The organism is Mycobacterium sp. MMS18-G62 (genome assembly GCF_053877835.1).
This window is the reverse complement of record NZ_CM132662.1, coordinates 1,816,008-1,837,073: the sequence shown is the minus strand read 5'-3', so window position 1 is coordinate 1,837,073 and position 21,066 is coordinate 1,816,008. Positions and strand designations below refer to the sequence as shown.

The 21,066-nt window shown below is 63.7% G+C and carries 22 protein-coding genes; 10 read left to right on the top strand and 12 right to left on the bottom strand.

The window, feature by feature from the left end:
* Positions 1-26 precede the first annotated feature (26 nt).
* Complete coding sequence (locus tag ACWW36_RS09130) at positions 27-500, bottom strand: carboxymuconolactone decarboxylase family protein (protein ID WP_456141225.1); 474 nt, start codon at positions 498-500, stop codon at positions 27-29.
* Positions 501-620: 120 nt separating this feature from the next.
* Between ACWW36_RS09130 and ACWW36_RS09125 the strand changes: the two genes are divergently transcribed.
* Complete coding sequence (locus ACWW36_RS09125; protein ID WP_456141224.1) at positions 621-1,367, top strand: SDR family oxidoreductase; 747 nt, start codon at positions 621-623, stop codon at positions 1,365-1,367.
* On the opposite strand, the gene ACWW36_RS09120 is transcribed toward ACWW36_RS09125, so the two are convergent.
* Genes ACWW36_RS09120 through ACWW36_RS09110 form a run of 3 tightly spaced genes read right to left on the bottom strand, consistent with a single transcriptional unit; the run spans position 1,364 to position 5,852 of the window.
* Entirely contained in the window at positions 1,364-2,281 is a 918-nt protein-coding gene (locus ACWW36_RS09120; protein ID WP_456141223.1) for a hypothetical protein, read from the bottom strand. The genes ACWW36_RS09125 and ACWW36_RS09120 overlap by 4 nt on opposite strands.
* A gap of 8 nt (positions 2,282-2,289) precedes the next feature.
* Positions 2,290-2,661 (bottom strand): hypothetical protein, encoded by a 372-nt coding sequence (locus ACWW36_RS09115; RefSeq protein WP_456141222.1) that lies wholly within the window; start codon positions 2,659-2,661, stop codon positions 2,290-2,292.
* 2 nt (positions 2,662-2,663) lie between these two features.
* On the bottom strand, positions 2,664-5,852 hold the full coding sequence (locus ACWW36_RS09110) for a BTAD domain-containing putative transcriptional regulator (RefSeq protein WP_456141221.1): 3,189 nt from the start codon (positions 5,850-5,852) through the stop codon (positions 2,664-2,666).
* A 181-nt stretch (positions 5,853-6,033) separates the two neighbouring features.
* On the opposite strand from ACWW36_RS09110, the gene ACWW36_RS09105 reads away from it, so the two are divergent.
* Positions 6,034-6,735 carry an LpqN/LpqT family lipoprotein gene (locus tag ACWW36_RS09105; protein ID WP_456141220.1) on the top strand — a complete coding sequence of 234 codons (702 nt, stop codon included), beginning with the start codon at positions 6,034-6,036 and terminating at the stop codon, positions 6,733-6,735.
* Positions 6,736-6,780: 45 nt separating this feature from the next.
* On the top strand, positions 6,781-7,188 hold the full coding sequence (locus tag ACWW36_RS09100; protein ID WP_456141219.1) for a hypothetical protein: 408 nt from the start codon (positions 6,781-6,783) through the stop codon (positions 7,186-7,188).
* Between the two features lie 10 nt (positions 7,189-7,198).
* Here the strand turns inward: ACWW36_RS09100 and ACWW36_RS09095 are convergent, their stop codons facing one another.
* Positions 7,199-8,263: a DUF3060 domain-containing protein gene (locus tag ACWW36_RS09095; RefSeq protein ID WP_456141218.1), complete on the bottom strand. Its 1,065-nt coding sequence runs from the start codon at positions 8,261-8,263 to the stop codon at positions 7,199-7,201.
* Positions 8,264-8,680: 417 nt separating this feature from the next.
* Between ACWW36_RS09095 and ACWW36_RS09090 the strand changes: the two genes are divergently transcribed.
* On the top strand, positions 8,681-9,052 hold the full coding sequence (locus tag ACWW36_RS09090) for an SHOCT domain-containing protein (RefSeq protein WP_456141217.1): 372 nt from the start codon (positions 8,681-8,683) through the stop codon (positions 9,050-9,052).
* Between the two features lie 68 nt (positions 9,053-9,120).
* Here ACWW36_RS09090 and ACWW36_RS09085 read toward each other — a convergent pair whose 3' ends face one another.
* Together ACWW36_RS09085 and ACWW36_RS09080 are read right to left on the bottom strand one after the other, a co-directional pair.
* A complete protein-coding gene (locus ACWW36_RS09085; protein ID WP_456141216.1) occupies positions 9,121-9,414 on the bottom strand; it encodes a DUF732 domain-containing protein in 294 nt (97 codons plus the stop codon).
* 527 nt (positions 9,415-9,941) lie between these two features.
* On the bottom strand, positions 9,942-11,348 hold the full coding sequence (locus tag ACWW36_RS09080) for a S1C family serine protease (RefSeq protein ID WP_456141215.1): 1,407 nt from the start codon (positions 11,346-11,348) through the stop codon (positions 9,942-9,944).
* A 233-nt stretch (positions 11,349-11,581) separates the two neighbouring features.
* Here ACWW36_RS09080 and ACWW36_RS09075 point away from each other — a divergent pair, with 233 nt between their 5' ends.
* Positions 11,582-11,899, top strand: coding sequence for a hypothetical protein (locus ACWW36_RS09075; protein ID WP_456141214.1), 318 nt, complete (start codon positions 11,582-11,584; stop codon positions 11,897-11,899).
* Positions 11,900-11,905: 6 nt separating this feature from the next.
* On the opposite strand, the gene ACWW36_RS09070 is transcribed toward ACWW36_RS09075, so the two are convergent.
* Positions 11,906-12,397, bottom strand: a complete 492-nt coding sequence (locus ACWW36_RS09070) for a hypothetical protein (RefSeq protein ID WP_456141213.1) — start codon at positions 12,395-12,397, stop codon at positions 11,906-11,908.
* 227 nt (positions 12,398-12,624) lie between these two features.
* Here ACWW36_RS09070 and ACWW36_RS09065 point away from each other — a divergent pair, with 227 nt between their 5' ends.
* Together ACWW36_RS09065 and ACWW36_RS09060 are read left to right on the top strand one after the other, a co-directional pair.
* Complete coding sequence (locus ACWW36_RS09065) at positions 12,625-13,668, top strand: alpha/beta fold hydrolase (protein ID WP_456141212.1); 1,044 nt, start codon at positions 12,625-12,627, stop codon at positions 13,666-13,668.
* A gap of 81 nt (positions 13,669-13,749) precedes the next feature.
* On the top strand, positions 13,750-14,409 hold the full coding sequence (locus ACWW36_RS09060) for a class I SAM-dependent methyltransferase (RefSeq protein ID WP_456141211.1): 660 nt from the start codon (positions 13,750-13,752) through the stop codon (positions 14,407-14,409).
* A gap of 22 nt (positions 14,410-14,431) precedes the next feature.
* On the opposite strand, the gene ACWW36_RS09055 is transcribed toward ACWW36_RS09060, so the two are convergent.
* A complete protein-coding gene (locus ACWW36_RS09055; RefSeq protein ID WP_456141210.1) occupies positions 14,432-15,064 on the bottom strand; it encodes a DUF3887 domain-containing protein in 633 nt (210 codons plus the stop codon).
* Between the two features lie 150 nt (positions 15,065-15,214).
* On the opposite strand from ACWW36_RS09055, the gene ACWW36_RS09050 reads away from it, so the two are divergent.
* Positions 15,215-15,655: a hypothetical protein gene (locus ACWW36_RS09050; RefSeq protein ID WP_456141209.1), complete on the top strand. Its 441-nt coding sequence runs from the start codon at positions 15,215-15,217 to the stop codon at positions 15,653-15,655.
* Positions 15,656-15,677: 22 nt separating this feature from the next.
* Here ACWW36_RS09050 and ACWW36_RS09045 read toward each other — a convergent pair whose 3' ends face one another.
* Positions 15,678-16,577 (bottom strand): SDR family NAD(P)-dependent oxidoreductase, encoded by a 900-nt coding sequence (locus tag ACWW36_RS09045; RefSeq protein ID WP_456141208.1) that lies wholly within the window; start codon positions 16,575-16,577, stop codon positions 15,678-15,680.
* 50 nt (positions 16,578-16,627) lie between these two features.
* Here ACWW36_RS09045 and ACWW36_RS09040 point away from each other — a divergent pair, with 50 nt between their 5' ends.
* A complete protein-coding gene (locus ACWW36_RS09040; protein WP_456141207.1) occupies positions 16,628-17,209 on the top strand; it encodes a TetR/AcrR family transcriptional regulator in 582 nt (193 codons plus the stop codon).
* Between the two features lie 128 nt (positions 17,210-17,337).
* Positions 17,338-18,483, top strand: coding sequence for a Rieske 2Fe-2S domain-containing protein (locus ACWW36_RS09035; protein WP_456141206.1), 1,146 nt, complete (start codon positions 17,338-17,340; stop codon positions 18,481-18,483).
* 6 nt (positions 18,484-18,489) lie between these two features.
* On the opposite strand, the gene ACWW36_RS09030 is transcribed toward ACWW36_RS09035, so the two are convergent.
* The gene (locus ACWW36_RS09030) at positions 18,490-19,740 is read right to left on the bottom strand and encodes a cytochrome P450 (RefSeq protein WP_456141205.1); all 1,251 of its coding nucleotides are present in this window, start codon (positions 19,738-19,740) and stop codon (positions 18,490-18,492) included.
* A gap of 17 nt (positions 19,741-19,757) precedes the next feature.
* Entirely contained in the window at positions 19,758-20,942 is a 1,185-nt protein-coding gene (gene hsaA / locus ACWW36_RS09025; RefSeq protein ID WP_456141204.1) for a 3-hydroxy-9,10-secoandrosta-1,3,5(10)-triene-9,17-dione monooxygenase oxygenase subunit, read from the bottom strand.
* Between the last annotated feature and the right edge of the window lie 124 nt (positions 20,943-21,066).

The window sequence follows — 21,066 nt, the reverse complement described above, 5'->3', positions numbered from 1 at the left end:
CAGGTCGCGCGAGCATTGTCTCGCCGCTACCCGAACTGGCCAGGCTCGTAGTCGCCGGCGGGCTGCTGCAGGATCACGTTCCCGCGGTTGAAGGTGTTGATCAATGCGATGAGGCAGACCAACGCGGCGAGCTGATCGTCGTCATAGTGCTTGGCGGCGTTGGCCCAGACGTCGTCGGGGACACCGCCTGCAGCGTCGGCGATGCGGGTGCCTTGTTCGGCCAACTCCAGGGCGGCGCGCTCGGCCTCGGTGAACACCTTCGCCTCCCGCCAGGCCGCGACGAGGTTGAGGCGCGTCGACGTCTCGCCGGCGAGCGCGGCCTCTTTGGTGTGCATGTCGAGACACCCGGCGCAGCCATTGATCTGGCTAGCGCGGATCTTCACCAGCTCCTGCGTCGCCGCAGTAAGCGTTGAATCCGAAATCACCTTGCCCGCCGAGACGATGTACTTCCAGAACTTGGTCCCGACCGGACTGTCGAACATGTTCAAACGAGCATCCATGGTGAACTCCTGTCAGGTTGTTGGTGTTACACCTCGTAGACACCGCGGTCCGGCAAGATGTGACAGTCCTGGATGTGAGCTGCATCTCCCCCAGCCACCGCGATGTCATAGATTCGCGATATGCGGATCGCAGTAGCCGGCGCGACTGGCAACATCGGGGCACGCACGGTCTCGGCCCTTGAACGAGACGGGCACGAGGTCGTCCGCATCAGCCGGTCGCTGGGCGTGGACCTGACCACGGGTGACGGCCTGGACTCGGCGCTCGACGGCGTTGACGCGGTGGTGGATGCGATCAGCGCGCCGCCGATCAGTCGGGATGAGACGCAGGCTTACTTCGGCACCACCACACGCAATCTTCTCGCTGCCGAGGAACGCGCCGGCGTGCGCCACCACGTCCTGTTGTCGATCGTCGGGATCCATGGAATAGAAGGCAATCCGCACTACGCCGGTAAGCGTGAACAGGAGCGCCTGATCGAGCAGGGCAGCGTGCCGTGGACGATTGTCCCGGCCACGCAGTTTCACGACTTCGCCGCGATGGTCGCCAGCTGGACGGAGCAGGACGGCGTCGCGACCATCGCTCCGCTACTTGTTCAGCCCATCGCGCCCGACGACATCGCCGATGTCTTGGCTGAGATCGCGACCGGCGAGCCGCAGGGCCGCTACGTCGACGTCGCCGGTCCGGAGACGCAAGACCTCGTCGATATGGCACGGCGCACCAACGACGTTCGCGGCCACACCGTCAAGCTTGTGCCGACGTGGTCCGGCATGTTCGACGAGACGATGGCCGGGAATGTCTTATTGCCCGGCGAAAACGCCCGCATCGCCCCGACAACGTTCGACGACTGGCTGGCAGCCGGGGCCAGTTAGCCCTGGCGCGTCAACGCGTTCACCACAACGATCGGGCGCCGTACGCGTTCGGGTAGATGGCTGCTGAAACCTTTGTAGAACATGCGAGCCCCGATGAACCACGACAACGAGGAATGCACCATGGAGGCGGTCGGTGCGGCATCAGCGGGCAACTCCAGCGCGAAAGGCAGCACCACAGGCGACCCCGCACGAAGTGCGATTCCCTTCGCCAGGTGCACGGGGCGTCCGTCAAGCACGGCGGGGGCGGCCGGCGAACGGGTCAGCGGATGTGAGTCGCGCTGACGCTGCCAGTAGACCGCCACGTCACCGTCGGGAAGGTCCGAGCGCGGAGTCAGCGTGATATGGCCGTTGACGGTCTGGCCGGCGCAACACAGCGGCGTCGGTATGGCGATGTCGATGTCGGTCTCACCCGTTCCCGCCGTTCGCTCCATGGGCGCCTCGTCGACTTCGACGTCATGCGGGCCGACCCACACTGTGAAGTCGCCCCGCGCGTCGATGTCCCGTCCGCTGCGCTGGATCATCAACCGGCACGACCATTGAGCGGTCAACGGCGAGGATGCCGCGGCCCAGGACGGGACGGTGAAGGTGGCGGCCCCGCCCGCGAATTCGTCACCGGCAGTCGATAACTCAATCCTTGTGACTGCGACCCAATCGTCGGTGTCACGCTCGCTGCCGTAGTCGGTGCCCACTTGGTCAAGCGTCAACAACGAGTCGTTCCCGACTGCCGCGGCGGCGTCGGCTCGTCCGGCCCAGCGGTAACGATAGAAGTTCGTGTATCCCCACTCGGCGACTGCACCGGACACCTTGGTGACCGGTTTTTCGACGGTGAATGCGGCTTGCACCGGCTGTCTCGGCGACACCACGGCAGGACTTACCTCAACACGCACACCGCCGGAGTGACCGAACAGACGCACGGGTCTGCCTACTTCCCCGCGTACTTCTGCTTATTGGCTTCATATTCTTCGGGATTGGTCTTTTTGAACCACACCCGCACCGGCCAGAACAACACCCACAGGACCCAGAATGCCGCCGCGCCGGCGAGCACCGCGAATAGCCACGCGGGGTAGATCAGGATCAGGCAGAACTGCAGAAACTGCTTGATGCCCACCGGATAGCCGTCGGCCTGCGACAGCACGAACCGCAAGCTCATGGTCTTCAAAATTTGTCTGCCCATCGAGGTTTCGGCCTCGGCTTCGGCTTGGGCAGCACTCACATCTCGACCCCGTTCCTCGCGAGTGAGCCCGCGTTGGGGTGGCGGCGGTTCGTTGGGTTCGGGTGTCGTTGCAGCAGTCATCGTCAGCTTCCTATCGAATGGTCGGACGCTTCAACCGCGGGCCAAGGTAGCGATTCGGCATTGGAATCCGATTGGATTCCACGCCACTGTTCAGCCTCGGAGAGGTCTGCGATGCGGCGCGCGAGCCGCTCGTCCCACACGTGTTCGCCGGTGGCGCGGGCGACGGCTTGTGCGCGGACAAGGAGGTCGCGTGCGCGGCCGCCGCGGCCGTGATGCTGCTCGATGTCGGCGAGGAGGGCGAGGAAGAAGGGCGTCATGACGGTACTGCCATCGCTGGTGTAAAGGTCGAACGCCTCAAATGCGTTGTCCGCATCGGCCTTTTCGTTGGTGAGCGTTCTTGCCCAAACGGACACCATGGCGGCGCACGCTGCCCACTGGTGGGCGCCGGCCGCATTCATTTCTTCGTACACACGATCGGCGGCGGCTGCGGTGCCGTCGAGAACGCCAAGGACCGCATCGACCTCGACCCGTGTGAGCTTCGCGGCGAGCACATTGAAAAGATCGTGGCGAGCTTGGGCCAACTCGAGACCGGTTCGGCAGTAGTCGTGGGCCGCGTCCGCGTTGCCGCGGATGGCCTGGCCCAAGCCCAGCCAGCAGTAGACCCGAGGGTGGAAGAATTGGAGCGGGTCGACCACATCATCCGGCGGCGGGAACAAGGCAAGCATCTTGCGGGCGGTGGCATCTTGCGCGTCGAGGTTTCCGCGCAGGCCGTGGATCATGACTTCGACGAAATGGCTTGCCACTCCGATGTCGGAATCGTGACTCTTGGCGTATTGGTCGCCGAGCCCGCTTGCCAGCGCCTGCGCCTCGTCGATTCTGCCTTGCCCGCAGAGCAACATGCACTGCAATGCGACGGTGCCGTAGAAGTTCCGGCCCTTGGCTCGTTCGCCGATCTCGAACGCCCGTCGTATTGCATCGCCGACGCTAGTGCTGCTTTGGCCGTCGAGAATCGATCTCATCGATGCCAGGTGCAGCCACAATGTGGCTTGGCGTTCAAGTGATTCGGGCTTCGGCGGCATGCGGCGGCAGATGTCCAGTGCATGGGTGGCGAGCACCGCGACGTCGTTGTAGGCGGCTCGAATGAGAGCTCGTCGAATAACCGCGTCGTGGATGTCGAGGCCCAGGTCTGCGTCGAGTTCCGTGCCTGCGCGCCAGGCATGATCGGCAGCCGCGATGACATCCTCGTAAGCAGCGGTGTCAAGTGCAGCAGCCTGGCTCGTCGCTATGGAGGCGTGGATGCGCGCGCGGTCGGTGGGCGGCACCTGAGCCAGGACAGCATCCCGGAGAAGGCCGTGGCTGAATCCGTATCGTCCTGGCGTGCGGGGACTCTCGTCAATCAGTCCCGCCTCGTAGGCCGGCTGTAGCCGGCTGTGCACCGTCACGGTAGACAGATGGACGATGTCCGCCAGGGCCATGACATCGAATTGGGGCCCGACCACCGCGGCCGCTTCCAAGGTACGCCGGCACTGGCGGTCAAGCGCCCCCAGCCGTCGACCTACTATTCCGGTAACAGCCTCGGATACGTTGTCCTCGCCTGATTCCGGCACGCGCTCAAGCCCCTTCGCGGTGGCGAGCATGCGGACGAGTTCTTTGATGTAGAACGGATTACCGGCGGCGCGGGTCCACACATAGTCCAGGACCGGCGAAGGGGCGGAGATGCCGAGCGACTCGACCAGATCGTCTGCGGCGTCATGCTCGAGGCCACTCAAATGCACTGTGGTGACCCCATTCGACCTCATCAGCCGCTCAAAGGAGCCGCGATTCACCGGTCGGTCTCGGCCAAGGAATGTCCAGTTGCCGATCACCTGAACGGGAAGGCGGGGAAGGTGATCGGTGAGAAGAGCGAGTACGTCACGTGATTCGGAATCGGCGACCTGCAAGTCGTCGAGGATAAGCAGTATCGGTTGCAGGGAGGCCACCGTCCGCACCGACGTGACGACGCCTTCGATCAAATCGAAACCGGTTGCGGGAGCACGCATCGACGTCGGGTCGCGGCGGTCGTCCCACTCCGGTACCAAAGCATCGATGACGCCTGGGCTCGTCCGGCGTAGCGTGTCGCGTAGCGGCTCGCCGAGGTCGCCGCCAAGCTGCCGCAGGACCTGGATCCACGTCCACATCAGCGGTAGCTGGATGTCCGTGGGATGCGTGGCCCATGCGACAGTCATGCCCGCTGAGATCGCGTCGTCGCAAACGGCTTGTGCGAGTGATGATTTACCGATGCCGCTGTCCCCGGTGACCAGTGTCAGGCCACCGCATCCAGCTCTCGATTGCGCAATCGATTCAACAATCACATCCCGTTCCGCGCTACGGCCGACGAACGGGATTCGCCCTGACGTCCCGCCGCCTCGAAGGTCGATCCGCTGCGGGGCTCGTGCGTCGAGCAGAAGTTCCGCGGAGCCGTCGCTGACCTTTTGGTAGAGGATTTTCAGACGTTCTCCGGGTTGCGTGCCGATCTCACGGTCCAGGACCGCACAGGCGCGGTCGTACGCGCGGACCGCTTCGGCCGGTCGACCGGTTCGGTACAACGCCAGCATCAGATGCGCCCACAGCCGCTCCTGAAGCGGGTCTTGTGCGATGGCGGCTTCGATCTCCGGAATGAGTTCCCGGCCGTCGCCGATCCGGAGCGCGGCGTCGAACCGTGTCTCGACTGCGGTTTTGCGCAGCTCGACGTATCGCAGGGTGTCACTATGCGCGAAGTCGCGGTACGTGAATTCGCCGAATGGGTCACCCCGCCAAAGAGCCAAGGCGCCCGTCAGTACGTCGAATGCCTCGGCCGCCTCACCTTTGCCCAACGCGCCGTAGCCGCCCTTGACTAACGTCTCGAACTCATGCAGATCGACGGAATCGTCGTCGACAAGATTCAGTCGATAGCCGGACTGCCGGGATTCCAGCCGCGATGGCCCCGCAGCGGTCGCCTCCGCACCGAAACTCAGGCTCTTGCGCAGGTTTGCGACGTAAGCACGAACTGAGGTCAAGGCTTTCGCCGGTGCCTCGTCTTCCCACACCGCGTCGATAAGCCGGTCAACACTGACGACTGTGCCGGGATTGGCAAGCAGTACGGCCAGCACGCATCGCTGCTTCGGCCCCCCGAGCGGTGCAATTGCACCATCGATGCGGGCTTCGACCGCACCGGATAGGAAGTACGCGACCATCACACCTGACCAGGAGACATCGACTGCTCGGCAGACCATACCTGGTAGCCAGCAAACGCGCTGCACAACTCATTCGCGTGGCGGAACCCTGGAAAAGACCTGTGAACCGCGCTGCCGGTTCGCAAACCTCCTTCGCCTCCAATCGGATTCCAATTGGCGACCATAGGCTCCTCGACCAGCGGGCTTCGACGGAAGAAGCCTCAGCGAAGGAGAACACGGGATGAGAAGGCTGACAACGGTCGCTGGCGCCGCAATGGCAGTGATGGCGATGAGCTTGGGGGTCGTTGGTTGCGGTTCCGATGGAAAGACCACGACGTCGTCGTCGTCAAGCGCGACGAAAACGACCACGAGTACAGCGACATCGTCGAAGCCGACCACCTCGACTGCGCCGGCTTCCGGCGCCAACTACACAATCGCCGACTACATCAAGGACAACCAGATCCAAGAAACGGCGATCCACCACGGCGACGCCGGCGCGCCGACGATTGACCTACCGATTCCCGATGGCTGGACACAGGTTCCAGAAAGCGACAACGCACCGTACGGCGGGATTGTCTACCACCAGGCCACCGACCCGCAGGATCCGCCGACCATTGTCGCGCTCGTGTCAAAGCTCAGCGGCAACGTGGATCCGGCCAAGGTCTTGGAATACGCCCCTGGCGAGCTCAAGAATCTGCCCGGTTACCAACCGCTCGGTAATGGGGGGACGGCGGGCACCCTCGGCGGCTTCCAGGCCTATCAACTTGGCGGCAACTACACCAAAGCGGGCCAGAAGCGCGTGATCGCACAGAAGACTGTGGTGATCCCCGCGCAGACCGGATTGTTCGTGCTTCAGTTGAACGCGGATGCGCCCGCGGCCGAACTGGATCAAACCATGGCCGCCGCCAACGTCATCGACGACCAGACCACCATTACTCCGTGACGAGCCGGTGACGGTCACGGTGACGCCGTAGGTCCGGGCTCCTTGGTGAGGTCGCACTGCAATGCCGCGCCTTCGGGCAAGACCGTGGTCGATATCGCCATGCCGTGGGCGGTATTTCGGCTTGGCGAGGTGATCCGCGGACACGTCAACCTGACACCGGTGTACCCCCGAGCCTATGCCGACCTCATCGTGCACTGGGAACGTGAAGAGCTGACCGTTCGGATCGACGGACCAATCATCCAGCTGGCCAAGCGCATTCGACTTCGGATCGGTGTCCCGGTTGCGGTGCCGTTCGAATTGCCGCTGCCGATGGACGCACCTGCCAGCGGCTCTGGCATGGACTCGTTGCCGGCTTGGTTCGTCGTCGCCAGGCTGAACTACCGCGGCTCGTCAAGCGTTAACGCCGAACGGGTGCGGTGCCCGATCACAGTGGTGACCGCCGCCGGCGGGTAAAGGTGCGCGCTCAGCCTTGCTGCACGGTGTTTTGGCCGCCGTCGTTCGTGATTTGTGGCGAACCGGAGTGGTAGATGACCGTGTTGTGGACGCCGTCGACGTCGATTGCGTCAGCAGAATCGACTGTGACGTGATGTATCACACCGTCAACCGAGATGCGTTTGCAGTGGCCGCTGACCGTCACCGTCATCTCGCGTCCGTCGACCGTCAAGTTTCCGTCATTGCATGCAACCGCTTTCGTTTCGCCGTTGCCTTTGATGGTGAGGTTGCCGCCGTAAGGCATCTGGGTTGGCCTAGACAATCCCATGAACGCAAGCCACGAAATTGCCACCACAATCGTGAGCGCCAAAGCACCAAGTGATCCGGCAATGACGGCATTCGACTTTGTCACCGCCTCATTGCGCGAGCGGCGGCGTATCAGCAGACCGACGGCCACCACGCCGGCCAGCACCAGCGCAATCGCCAAGCTCTGCCACGCACTGATCGCGAGCCAACTGGCATCATGTGCGCCGTTGCCGCTGAGGCACTGGAAGTTGACGCTTGACCCGGACTGGCCCGGTGCGTAGCTGTAATGAGACGTGTTGACGATCAGTTGGTTCGGTCCGCCGCAGACGAGTGCGCTGGTCCACAACGCGGTGGACGGCAACATTGCCGTCAGTGCCGACCCGCCGCCGGCAACGACGCCGATCACCCCGGCGATCGCACCGAAGAGATCTGCCTTGACGAACTTGCCGTTCCTGCGTCGGAGCCCGAACACGGTTCGGTCGACCGAAGCGGCCGGCGTGTAAGAGACGACCGAATGCCCCGTCTTGAACGTCACATTTGCATGCCGCAGAGCGTCGTCGAGTTGCGTTTGCGACATACCTGCCTCGGCCGCCGCGCGCAAGAGCGCCTCTCGAATCTGCGACGCCTCGGACCCCGACGGTCCATCGGGTCCTGCAGGAACACCGGTTCGCAAACCGTCCTGCAACGCTTGGGCGAGTCGGCGCGCGTGCTCATCGCCGGCTTTCGCCCTCGCCTCACGCAGCTGACGTTCCAGTTCAGCGACGCGTTCATCGGGGTCGTCGTAATCCATCGGTGTCCCTTATGTTTTCGGTTCGGTCAGCATCCCAACGGTCGTGGCCCCGAGAGACCGGCTGCTCGACCGTGACACCGCACTGTCCTCCCGCCTCAGGTCACTACCTCGGCCAGGGGTATCGGGCCGACATTCAGGCAGATCGGCCGTGCTCAGATCCAAGTGTGCGTGCACGGGCGGTATGCCTCGGGCATCAGCAAACCGTCATCGGGTCAGGATGCGATCAAAAGCTTAGTGCGTCTACTCCCGTGTACGCCCACAAAACACCAAGTCACCCGCCACCTGGACGACGGCTGTGGAATGCCTGGGAGAGGTTGGACGAGCGTGCGCCGATCTTGTGATCGGTAGCGCCGCAAGCCGGTTTCGCTTGCAGAACACCGCTGCCGCCGGCGGCGGACTCGAACGAAGGAATACGAAATGAACAACAAAGTCGCGATCGCGATCGGAGCGATAGTCGCCGTGTTCGGTTTGTCGATACTCATGCGCTTTGTCGTGCTGAGCCAGTACGGCGTACCCGGCAGCTGGATGTACTTCGGGTTGCCGTTCGGAGGGATCGGCGTGCTGCTGCTTCTTCTGCGGCTCGGGCTGCTGAATTTCGGCGAAAAGTCGGCCGGCACGAATGCGCCATGGCAGCACAACGGCGGTGTGCACGTGTCATCGATTCCGTCGGGTCAGCCCGCAGCGTCGGCTTCGCACCGCCTGCAGCAGCTGGATGCCCTGCGCGCCAACGGCGCGATCTCTGAAGCGGAATACATGACAACCCGGCAGCAGATCATCTCCGGGGTGTGACCTTCGACGACGACGAGTGGTCAAGCCGAAAATCGTTGCGGGTCAAGCGATTAGCGTACCGACGCGCATTAACAGCCGAGGTGGACCACGGCAGCACTGACAACGTCCAATGCTTCGGGCACGCCCATCTGCAGATCCTTTTGCACCATGATCGTCGCGTCCGCTGAGGTCATTCCGCTGTGGGTGGCGTTGCAGACCTTTCTGCCTTCGGCGAGCAATTGTTGTTCGCTCAGGGACGGCCACTTACCACGAAGCGTCTGCAGATAGGCGTCTTGATCCGCTGCCGCGGGCGGTGCCAACGCGAGGAGCGCGGTGAGGCCGGTGACCATGGCCCACGGCCCGTAGAGCAACAGTTGCGGCATAACGAGGTCGATCCTCCTGTGGGGGCGATTGCATTCTCGAGCACTTACTTTACTAGTCGTTCTAAGTAAAGCCGATGCGTCGCATACCTGCCCGCTAACGCTTCATCGTCTATTGGGTCACGAAGTGGCCGCAGCTCTGCGAGCTGGGCGAACGCGGTGATTGGATCGGCCGAGCGGGTTCTACGCAAACCACCGCGGAAGGGTGCGACATGCAGGCGGCCGGACCGGCATACCTTGTCTGGCTGCTCGTCGGGGTCGCGGTGATCGTCGCGGTGGGCCTATTCCGGAGATCGACTGTGGCGCGGCGAAACAAGCGACGCACGCGCGGCATCTTTGCCCTTGGCTTCGTTTGTGGCGTCGCAGCGGGCGTAATGCTGAAGCGACATCGTCATACCTTTTACGGGCTCGTCCCTGTCATCCGGCGGGCCGCCGTGCGCCGACGTAGAGCTCAAATTCGCGGCGGCGTCGACCATTACGCCGCGCGAGTTCTCAGCGTTGCGGCATCGAACCTGCGGGCATCACGACGGTCACTTTGACTTGCGAGCATCGGGCTTGACGGTCAGCGTGATGCGCTTGCCGTCGCGGAGCACATCGATCGGCGCGTCCTGACCTATCTTGAGCTGACGCACCGCGACGGTGAGTTCGTCGAGGCTGTTGACCGTGCGGTCGCCGAGCTTGACCACGACGTCGTTCTCCTTGATCCCTGCCCGATCGGCGGGACCGCCGGGGTTCACCTTCTTCACCACTGCCCCGCCCGATCCGCTGTCATTCACCGGCTCTGCGGTCAGACCCAGCGTGGCGTGTGCGATCTCGCCGTCGCGGATCAACGTCTCGACGACGGTTTTCATCTCGTTCACCGGGATCGCGAAGCCGAGGCCGCTGGCGCTGTCCGACAGCGACTTGCTCGCGGTGTTGATGCCGATCACCTCGGCGCTCATGCTGACCAGCGGGCCGCCCGAGTTGCCGTGGTTGATAGACGCGTCGGTCTGCACCGCGTCGATGATCGTCTTGGTGTCGGACTCGTCGCTTGACAGCGGCACTGCGCGGTGCAGCGCGCTGACGATGCCCTGGGTGTCTGTACTGCGCAGGCCCAGCGGGGCACCGGCCGCCATCACCTCGTCACCGACATGAACCTTGTCGGAGTCGCCGAGTCGCGCGACCGTCAGATTGTCGACGTTGTCGACCTTGAGCACCGCTAGGTCGGTCTCCGGATCACGCCCGACGAGGTTGGCCTTCGCCTCCTTGCCGTCGTTGAAGATCACGGTCAGCTTGAACTTGTCGGGACTTGTTGCGGCCTCGGAGATCACGTGGTTGTTGGTGACGACGTACCCACGGCCGTCGACGACCACGCCTGAGCCCTGTGCACCTTCAGAATCGCTGAGCGCTTGCACCGTCACTACCGAATCAGCTATCGCCGCAGCCACTTTCGCCATCCGGCCGTCAGGCAGGTGATCGGTGTTGGTGGTGTTCAGCGTGATCTTGGGAATGGTGAACGCCTCGATGACCTCGGCGGTCTTGCGGCCCACCCAGGCGCCTACGAGGCCGATCATCAGCGCGATGACCGCCAGGATGATCAGCGCGGGCCGGGAGACCCTGCCACCGAACAGGACGTCCCGCACGCCGAGCTTCTTCGTCACGACCGGCGGCGGCGCCGGGGCGTATGGGATAGGGGTCCCGGCGGGCTCGGGACCAGGCAACGCAGCATCGGGCTGCTCAGCGTCGGCTTGAGAGTCCACGTCCAGCGCCGGGCCGAAGGCTTCGGCGAGAACCGGCTCCGGCGCCTGGTTTGTCGGCGTGTATTCGCCCTGGTCGCGCCGTTCGTCGGGACCAGAGAATGATCCGTCGACGCCGTCGGGCCGGCCGAATGCGCGATGAGTCGACGGGTCGACCGGCGGACGCGGGTTCCCGCCGCTGGGCTGGTCCTGATTGGTCACGCGTGTATCACTCTTTCCTGGCGTCCGACCAGGCCGGACGCACATCACAGCTGCACTGGATATCAACCGTACCGGCGGCACGGTGAGCGCAGCCACGAACCGGTTGCCTCCAGGGTTGTGGTTCGGCGTGTAGGACGCGACTTGTCAGGGGTCCCTCCTACCGTGACCACACAGTGGGCAACAGCAACGGGCCGTCCGTCATTGCACCGTGTCGCTACTGCGAGGTGGACACGGTGTGGTTGCGCACCGTCTACGGTGGCTGGCTGCTGTTTGACGCATCAGAACAGTTGACGGAATCCACGTTTCAGGGCAACCGGTTTGCCATCGACCGTCGCACCCGAGCCGTCGTCGACCTCGACAGCGTCAGTGAATCACGCTGGCCCACTCGATGCCTCTCGCTGCACAAGTTCCGCTGTCCCCAGAGCTACGACGACGGCCGGTTCCACCGCCGCCGACCGCGGCAGGCAAACGATGTCGATCTGACCGATTTCTGGCGGCGTCTCAACGCAGCCGAAGCAGACGAACGCTCGATCGACTCACTTCCGGCGTGATTCTTTCTAGGTGAGCCGCAGATTCCAGGTGGTAGAGCCTTCATCTGAGTCGGTGCTCATGGGCACGTCGCGGCTCCAGCTGGCAATGTAAGTCCAGTCGGAGTCCTCCACCCACGCGAGAGTGTCGAAGCTGGTGGCTTTTTCGCGAATGAATCTGGCGTACAAGTCGACGTTGTCCTTGATCCACATGTCGTCGCCGCGAATCGTCAACCGGAGAACGAGGTGGCCGTTCATTCCGTTGGAGAATTCGAATCCATACCCCGGATAGGGCATCGGATTCTGGCCGACGCCGGGCGGGAGTTCGGGTGTCTTGTCGTTTCGCCGCGGCAGCCGCGTGGGGCCTATGTAGTCATAGTTTCGGATCGCCCCACGCTCGAGATCATCCTCCGTCGGATAATCCAAGTTCAGCACGCGCAGGTCGGCGCCATCTCTCACGACGGTGGCTTGGACGAGGCTGTCGGTCCCAGCGTCCAACGAGTCCTTCGTTTCGACGACCATTCTGATTGCACCTAGCCACATTTCAGATACTCCATCCACTAGTACGGTCAGATGCCGTCAGCGTGTCACCGTGCAGATGCCTGGTCGTGAGTAGTCAATTACCTGTTCTTGCCGTCCATGGCACGCAGGCGAACCGGCCCTCTGCCCTCGGCCCACTCTGGGCGGCTCCATCCATAGCCCCGATTAGGCTCTATTCACTGGTCAGGGGCGCGGCGTAAGCTCTCCCGATGCTGGGGAAGTCTGAGATCCGGTTCCTTCCTCATGGCGGCCGTCGCGTGGCATACGAGATACGTGGGGACGGTCCGCCGCTGGTCGCCCCGGCGTGGTGGGTGAGCCACCTCGAACTTGACTGGCAGAGCGCCGGCTTTCGGCGGTTCTGGGAAGGCGTCGGGGACGGATACTCGGTAATCCGCTACGACCGCCTCGGTGTAGGCATGTCGGATCGCACGATGCGCGGGTCGGATCTGACCATCGATGAAGAAGTCGCGACGCTGCGTGCCCTGCTCGACGAGCTCGGGCTTGAGCGTGTGTCGCTCCTCGGAGGCTCATGCGGGAGCTGCACGGCGGTCGCGTTCGCTGCAGCATTTCCGGAGCGCGTAGAGCGACTGGTGCTGTACGGGTCGTATCCCAATGGCGCGGCGATTGCCGCGCCGGGCGTGACGAATGCCATTCTCGCTGCGGTGCGCGCGCATTGGGGGCTCGGCTCGCGTCTGCTCAGCGATATCTTCCTCGGCGGTGCTGATTCTTCTGAGCAAGAACACTTCGCACGGTTCCAGCGGGAGGCGACGAACGCCGAGACCGCTGCCGCATTGTTGGAACTCGTCTATCGACTTGACGTACGGGCACACCTTCCCCTTGTTCGTGTTCCGGCGCTGGTCATACATCGACGAGACGACCGCGCCGTGCCCTACCGGCTAGGGCGGGAGGTCGCGGCCGCGATCCCCGGCGCGACGTTCATCCCGCTGCGGGGCAGCGCACACTTCCCCTGGCACGGTGACGTCGACTCCGTCGTCAGTGCGTGCCAACAATCGCTGGCACCCAAACCGGCAGCGCCGCGCGATGCAGCGGAACCGGATCACGTCCTGCTATCCAGTCGTGAACGGGAGATCATTGCCTGCGTCGCAAGGGGTTTGAGCGATCGCGAGATCGCAGAGCAGCTGGTGCTCAGCTCGCATACAGTTCATCGCCACGTCGCCAACATTCGCCGCAAGCTGGGCCGCACATCGCGGACGGCAGCCGTCGCAGAGGCCGCACGGCTCGGACTCCTCTGAGGTAGCCGGTACGGGCCATCGGCAAGAGATGGCCGGATCGAGCGATGCGCGCACGGTGCGGCGGCTTCTACATTTTTCCGCATGACAGACGTTGCCAGCACCGAACATGACGCGAGCCCTCAGTCAAGAACCTGGCTGAGGATTATGGCGTTGGTGTACGACCCGTTTGTCTGGCTCGGCGAGCGTGCAGGCATGCGCAGAAGGCGAAGGGATCTTGTGAGCAACGCCCGCGGGCGGGTTGTCGAGATCGGCGCTGGGACCGGGCTGAACGTTGCGCATTACCCCGATGGGATCGCAGAGCTTGTGCTCACCGAACCGGATGCGGCGATGCGCCGTCGACTCGCGCATCGCCTGCATCGGCTGGGGCGTGTCGCGCGGATTGTCGACGCGCCGGCGGAGCGACTTCCGTTCGCGGATGCGTCGGTGGACACCGTCGTCTCGACGCTTGTACTTTGCACCGTCACCGACCCCGAGCAGACTCTGAGCGAGATCGCGCGCGTGCTGCGCCCCGGCGGACAGTTGCTGTTCGTCGAGCACGTGCGCGCGGCCTCGCGATTCCTCGCGGCGTGCCAGGACTACATGTTTGGACCGTGGCGCCGCTTCGCAGGAGGCTGCTGCTGCAACCGCCCGACCGTTGAGCTGATGCGCGCCTGCGGATTTGACATCTCAGCCGAGGAATTTGTGTGGCGCGGCATGCCCGCGATCGTTCATCCGCTTGTGGCGGGCCGCGCGTCTATGTGATTCGCTTGGGCGGCTTACTGATTCACATGGCGGCCGATCCACCAGCGCCGGCCGCGTCGGGATTAAGGATGTACAGCCCGGCAATCGTTCGATCGTCACGGAAGGTGATGCGAGCGACGAAATCACCGGCCTCGAAGGTCAATGGCGTGTTGGTGATGGTGAAGTCGCCGGCGCGCACGACGTCAGTGTTTCCGTGGCCCTCGTAGGCACCAGCCAACCCCGCAATGTGAGCCCACGCCTCGGCAAGCCCTTCCTCGGTGAGCCGGTCGCGCATCGTGGCATCGAAGCGAGCGCTGACATCAGCCCACCGGGCATGAGCAAGATCGCCGATGACCGTCCTGGCCAGCTCGTCAGCCTCAGGAAGTGCACTGGTATTCATGACTTCTCCCGTTCGCGGATCAATCGGCTTGCCGTATCGCTGGAAAGCGGCCTGACGCGAGACACCGAGCACCTCGCCGATCTCCTGCCACGTTCGGCCCGTCTTTCGCGCCTGCTGCACAGCCGCGGCCATCAACGCCTCAGCCCGGTCCTGGACCTCGTGCGCTGCACGCACCAACTCGAGCGCATCGTTCTCGTCACGTAGAACCGGGGCAGCGAGAATCTGGCCAAGCTGGCGGTGAAGCTGCTGACCAGTCGCCGTGAACGAACCGGACATACGTCAATGATGGATTTACATATGGCGATCCGTCAAGCACCAGTTGACGGATCCATGTTGTCGGCACCCCGCCGCCTGGACCGCGATCGTCAGATCCGACTCCGACAGCCACGCGTCGACGAGCTGAACGGGCGGCTAGGATCGCTGGCGGTGACGGTCGTTGACGGCGGCGGTAATGTGTTGGGCCCCCGGGTGTCTCAGAGGAGGGTAGCCGCGTGTCACGTTCGAAAAAGCCACGGCCACGTGCTGGATAGTGATCCTGCGCAAGTCGAATTGGCGCGATTGAATGCCTTGTCGCCGGCGGATCTGGCCGGCGAAATCATGTCGGCGTTCGGCCCGGATGGACCAAAACGCGGAGGTAACGTCACAGAGGCCCACATAGCGGATTGGCTGTTTCGCAGTTACCGCCGGGCGTCGGTGTACGCCGCCGCCGTGCGGGTGCCAGTACTGGAAGCCCTGCAGGTGCTAGAGCATGCCGAACTGATTCGGCTAGACAACCCGTGGAGCGCTCCGAACTACTGGTGTGCGACACGTTTGGGGCTGGAGGCTATCGTGAACGGCGATGCGCGACAGGTGATTTCGGACCGTTAGCGGGCCGGTGATGAACACAGACTTACCGCCGCGCAGTGGCCACGTCTTGGTGCCTGCTGCCCTTGGGATAGTGAGGACGCAGCGCGGCGCTGAGGATGCGGTCCAGTGTCCGGTCGGGCAGGAAGCGCACCAGGCGGATCATTGCGGCCTCGCGGCCGACGGTGTAGCGGGTGCGCGGCTTTCGACCCGTGATTGCCTTGGCGATCACCTTGGCCGCGGCGTCAGCGGGTACGCCCGACTTGGTGGATGACGCAGCCTGCGTGTTGACGGCTTGCACCATTTCGCCGTAGCGCTGGCTTTGCTCGGGCGTCATGGCCGTCACCAGATCGCTGGCGGTGGCGATCGCCCGGTCGAGCATTTCGGTTCGCACGGCGCCTGGTTCGACCACGACCACCTGGACGCCCGTCGGCGCGAGTTCGCGTCGCAAGGAGTCACTGACCGCTTCGAGCGCGAATTTCGTGGCGGCGTATGGGCCGTAGGTGGCCATGGCGACCTTGCCGCCCACGGAGCTGATGTTGACCACGCGACCCTTGCCGCGGATCAGGGCCGGCAGGAGCGCCTGTGTGACGGCGATATGGCCAAAGAGGTTGACCTCGAACATGTGTCGCCACTCATCGATCGCGAAGGCCTCGACCGGCACGTTGGCCTGGATGGCGGCGTTGTTCACCAGCGCCCGCACTGCGCGGCCCTGCGGGTCCGCCTGCACCCGAGCAACTAGCGCCTGAATGTGGCCCGGGTGGGTGATGTCGATGATCAGTGGCTCTATACCGGGCCCCCGGATTGCGTCGGCATCCCGGTCTCGGCGGACACCGGCGAGGACGTGGAACCCCCGACGCGCCAACTCGCGTGCCGTGGCCGCGCCGATGCCGGTGGAGGCACCGGTGATCACGGCCAGCTCTTGAGTTTCAGATGACGCTGTCATCTCAATTAACCTAACAGCTCAGATGACAATGTCAACATAGGATGTCGGTGATGAGTCGCATCGAGTCAGCCGCCGCCACGCGCCGCGCACTGCTCGACGACGCCGCCAAGCTGCTCGACAGCGGAGGCCCTGCCGCCGTGACGCTGCGCGAGGTGGGCGCGCGTGCGGGCGTGAGCCGCGGTGCGCCCTACCGGCACTTCGCCGATAAGGAGAGCCTGCTGACCGCAGTCGCCGCCGAGGGCTGGGAGCGCATCGGTGATCAAATGAACGCGCTGCGGGAAGACTCGCGACTTTCACCCGCCGACAGGCTGCGCGCGGCGCTCCGCGTCGTCATCACCGTCAGCAGCGAGCAGCCGTACCTGTACCAACTCATGTTCAGCACACCGACAGGGGACCCGGCCGCGGTGGTCCGGGCGGCGCAACGCATGTGTGACGAGTTTCTCGCCATCGTCGCCGCAGTCGTCGGCGAAGAGAACGCCCAGCGCTACGCGGCAATACTCCTGACTGGCGCGCACGGTGCCGCCGGCCTGGAAACGAGTGGCCTGCTGCGCACCGACAAATGGCACACGACCGCCGAGGAACTCCTCGACACCCTCCTCGCCACGGTCGTAGTGGCGAGTCGCCCAGACTGACCGTCGCCCGCATCGATCTAGGGTCATAAGTCCCATATTTGATGGCTTTGGCCTGCAGCTATAGCGGACAGATACGACGAAACTATAACGCGTTCTAGTTGCGAGAAATTACCGAGCGGAGGCGCGCAGTGAGTATCGATACCGCTGGCATCGGCATCCGAGAAATCGACGTTGGGACGTTGCCGACGCGATTCGCCCGTGGCTGGCATTGCCTGGGCGTGGCCGCGAACTTCCTCGACGGCAAGCCGCACCCGATCAACATCTTCGGCACCAAGCTGGTCGTCTTCGCCGATTCCGGGCGCAATCTGCGAGTGCTCGATGCGTACTGCCGGCACATGGGCGGAGACCTATCGCAAGGCACGATCGAGGGCGATACCGTCGCGTGCCCGTTTCACGACTGGCGGTGGGCCGGCGACGGCAAATGCAAAAGCGTGCCGTACGCCAAGCGCACACCACGACTGGCACGCACCCGATCTTGGACTACCGAGGTGCGTAGCGGACTGTTGTTCATCTGGCACGACCCGGAGGGCAACCCGCCGCCACCGCAATTGCAGATCCCCGAGATTCCCGAGGCCTCTAGCGATACATGGACCCAGTGGCGTTGGCGCAGCGAGCTGATCGAGGGCTCGAACTGCCGCGAGATCATCGACAACATCGTCGATATGGCCCACTTCTTCTATATCCACTACGGGTTCCCGACGTATTTCAAGAACGTCTTCGAGGGGCACATCGCGTCGCAATACCTGCGCACAGTCGGAAGGCCCGACGTGCAGCTCGGCGGCTCGCACTACACCGGTGAACAGATCCTGGACTCCGAGGCGTCCTACTTCGGCCCGTCGTTCATGATCAACCGGCTGCACAACAACTACGGCGGCTACAAAGTGGAGTCGATCCTCATCAACTGCCACTACCCCGTCACGCAAGACTCCTTCATGCTGCAGTGGGGCGTCATCGTGCAGAAACCCGAGGGCATGGACGAGGCGGCGACTGAGAAGCTGTCGAAGGCGTTCACCGACGGCGTGAGCATGGGCTTCTTACAGGACGTCGAAATCTGGAAGCACAAGGCGCCCATCGAAAACCCGCTCCTAGTGGAAGAGGACGGCCCCGTCTACCAGTTGCGCCGCTGGTATCAACAGTTCTACGTGGACGCCGCCGACGTCACACCGGAGATGACGGACCGCTTCGAATTCGAGGTCGACACCAGCGCCGCCAACAAGCACTGGCGTGCCGAGGTGGAAGAGAACCTGCGACGCATGGTCGCGCAGCCCCAGTAGCCAACTTTATTGCACGACAGGGCATTTGCCGCTGTAGTCGACTTCCCAGTGCTTGATGCCGTTGAGCCAGCCCGACCGGATCCGCTCTGGTTTTGAGATCGGCGTGAGGTCGGGCAAGTGGTCGGCGATCGCGTTGAACATCAGGTTGATTGTCAACTTGGCGAGGTTGGCGCCGATGCAGTAGTGCTCACCGGTGCCTCCAAATCCTACGTGCGGGTTCGGATTACGCATGATGTCGAACTTGAACGGATCGATGAAGACGTCTTCGTCGAAGTTGGCCGAGCGGTAGAACATCAGCACCCGCTGGCCCTTCTTGATCTGTACGCCGGACAGCTCGGTGTCCTCTTTGGCGGTGCGCTGGAAGGTGGTCACCGGGGTAGCCCACCGGACGATCTCGTCCGCCGCGGTCTCGGGGCGCTCCTTCTTGTACAACTCCCACTGGTCGGGGAAGTCGGCGAACGCCATCATGCCTTGTGTGATCGAGTTGCGGGTGGTCTCGTTACCCGCCACGGCCAGCATCATCACGAAGAACCCGAACTCGTCGTCGGAGAGCTTTTCGCCGTCGATGTCCGCCTCGATCAGCGTGGTCACGATGTCGTCGCCGGGATTGCGCGCCTTGATCTCGGCCATCTTCATCGCGTAGGCCAGCACCTCCATCGACGACACCTTGGGGTCGACATCGGCGTACTCCGGATCCTCGGCACCGGTCATCTCATTCGACCAGCGGAACAACTTCCCCCGGTCCTCCTGCGGCACGCCAAGCAACTCCGCGATCGCCTGCAGCGGCAGTTCGCAGGCGACCTGCTCGACGAAATCGCCAGAACCCTCGGCGGCGGCGGCCTTTGCGATGGCCTGCGCACGTTCGTTGAGCTCGTCACGCAGGCGGCCGATCGCGCGCGGCGTGAAGCCGCGGGAGATGATCCTGCGCAGCCGGGTGTGCTGCGGCGGATCCATGTTCAGCAGAACGAAGCGCTGCAGATCGATGTCTTCACGCTTCATGTCGTCGGCGAAGCGCGGGATGGCACCGTTGCGCCAACTGGAGAACACGTCGTTGCGCAGCGACACCTCCTTGACGTCCTTGTGCTTGGTCACCACCCAGAAGCCGCCGTCGTTGAAGCCGCCCTTGCCAATGGGTTGGTCACACCACCAGATGGGCGCGTTGTGGCGCAACTCCGCAAGTTCCTCGACGGGTATGCGCTCCGCGTAGATGTCGGGGTCGGTCGGGTCGAAGCCGGGGGGAAGATGCGGGCAGGTCATCGGTCACTCCTCCACAATCAAACCATCGTGTCGCCGGGCGGCAGCCCGAACTCGTTGTTGCCGAAGATCAGGTAGGCCCGTTCGGGATCGTTGGCGGCATGCACGCGGCCGGCGTGCGCATCGCGCCAGAACCGTTGAATCGGAGCGCTATTGGCGAGCGCGGTGGCACCCGAGGCCTCGAACAATCGGTCTATCGAGGCGATCGCGCGCCCGGTTGCGCGCACCTGATCGCGGCGGGCCCGGGCACGCAGATCGAACGGAATCTCCCTGCCCGCCTTCAGAAGTGCGTACTCGTCGCCGACATTGCCGATCAGCTGGCGCCACGCGGCGTCAATATCGCTGGCGGCCTCGGCGATGCGCACCTTGGCGAACGGATCGTCCTTGGCCTTCTCGCCGGCGAAAGCCGCCCGGACTCGGTTGCCTTGATGCTCGACATGCGCGTCGTAGGCGCCATAGGCCATGCCGACGATGGGGGTGGTGATCGTCGTGGGATGCATAGTGCCCCAAGGCATCTTGTAGACCGGGTCGGTGTTGGTCGACAACCCGCCAGCGGTGTGGTCGTTCATCGCCTTGTACGACAGGAACCGGTGCGAGGGCACGAACACGTCCTTGACCACCAAGTTGTTGCTGCCGGTGCCCTTGAGACCGACGACATGCCACACATCGTCGATGCGGTAGTCGCTGATCGGTATCAAGAAGCTGCCGAAGTCGACCGGCTTGCCGTCCTTGATCACCGGGCCGCCGACGAAGGTCCACGTCGCGTGGTCACATCCGGACGACCACTGCCAAGTCCCGTTGACGAGGTAACCTCCGTCGACCACGTGGCCAGCGCCCATCGGGGCGTATGACGAGGAGATCCGCACGTTGGTGTCCTCGCCCCAGACGTCTTGCTGGGCGTGCTGATCGAACTGCGCCATGTGCCAGTTGTGCACGCCGATGATCGACGCCACCCAGCCCGTGGAACCGCATGCACTCGCCAGGCGCCGGACGGCATCGAAGAACACCGTCGGCTCGCACTGCAGGCCACCCCACTGTTCGGGCTGCAGCAGACGGAAGAAGCCGATTTCCTGGAGCTCGCTGACGGTGGCATCCGGCAGGCGCCGCAAATCCTCCGTCTCCGGTGCCCGCTGGCGCAGCTTGGGCAAGAGCTCATCGATGTCGGCGAGAACAGAATGGGCGTCGAGCTGATCAGTCGAAGTCACGGCATTCCCTCCAAACGCGCGCGCTAGTCGCAGACTAGGAGGCGTTGTCCAATTGGTCGCGAATGTTGTCTTTACTGCAGGTGAAGTTGGTGAAATATACGCATAGAACTTGTTCTATTTTGAA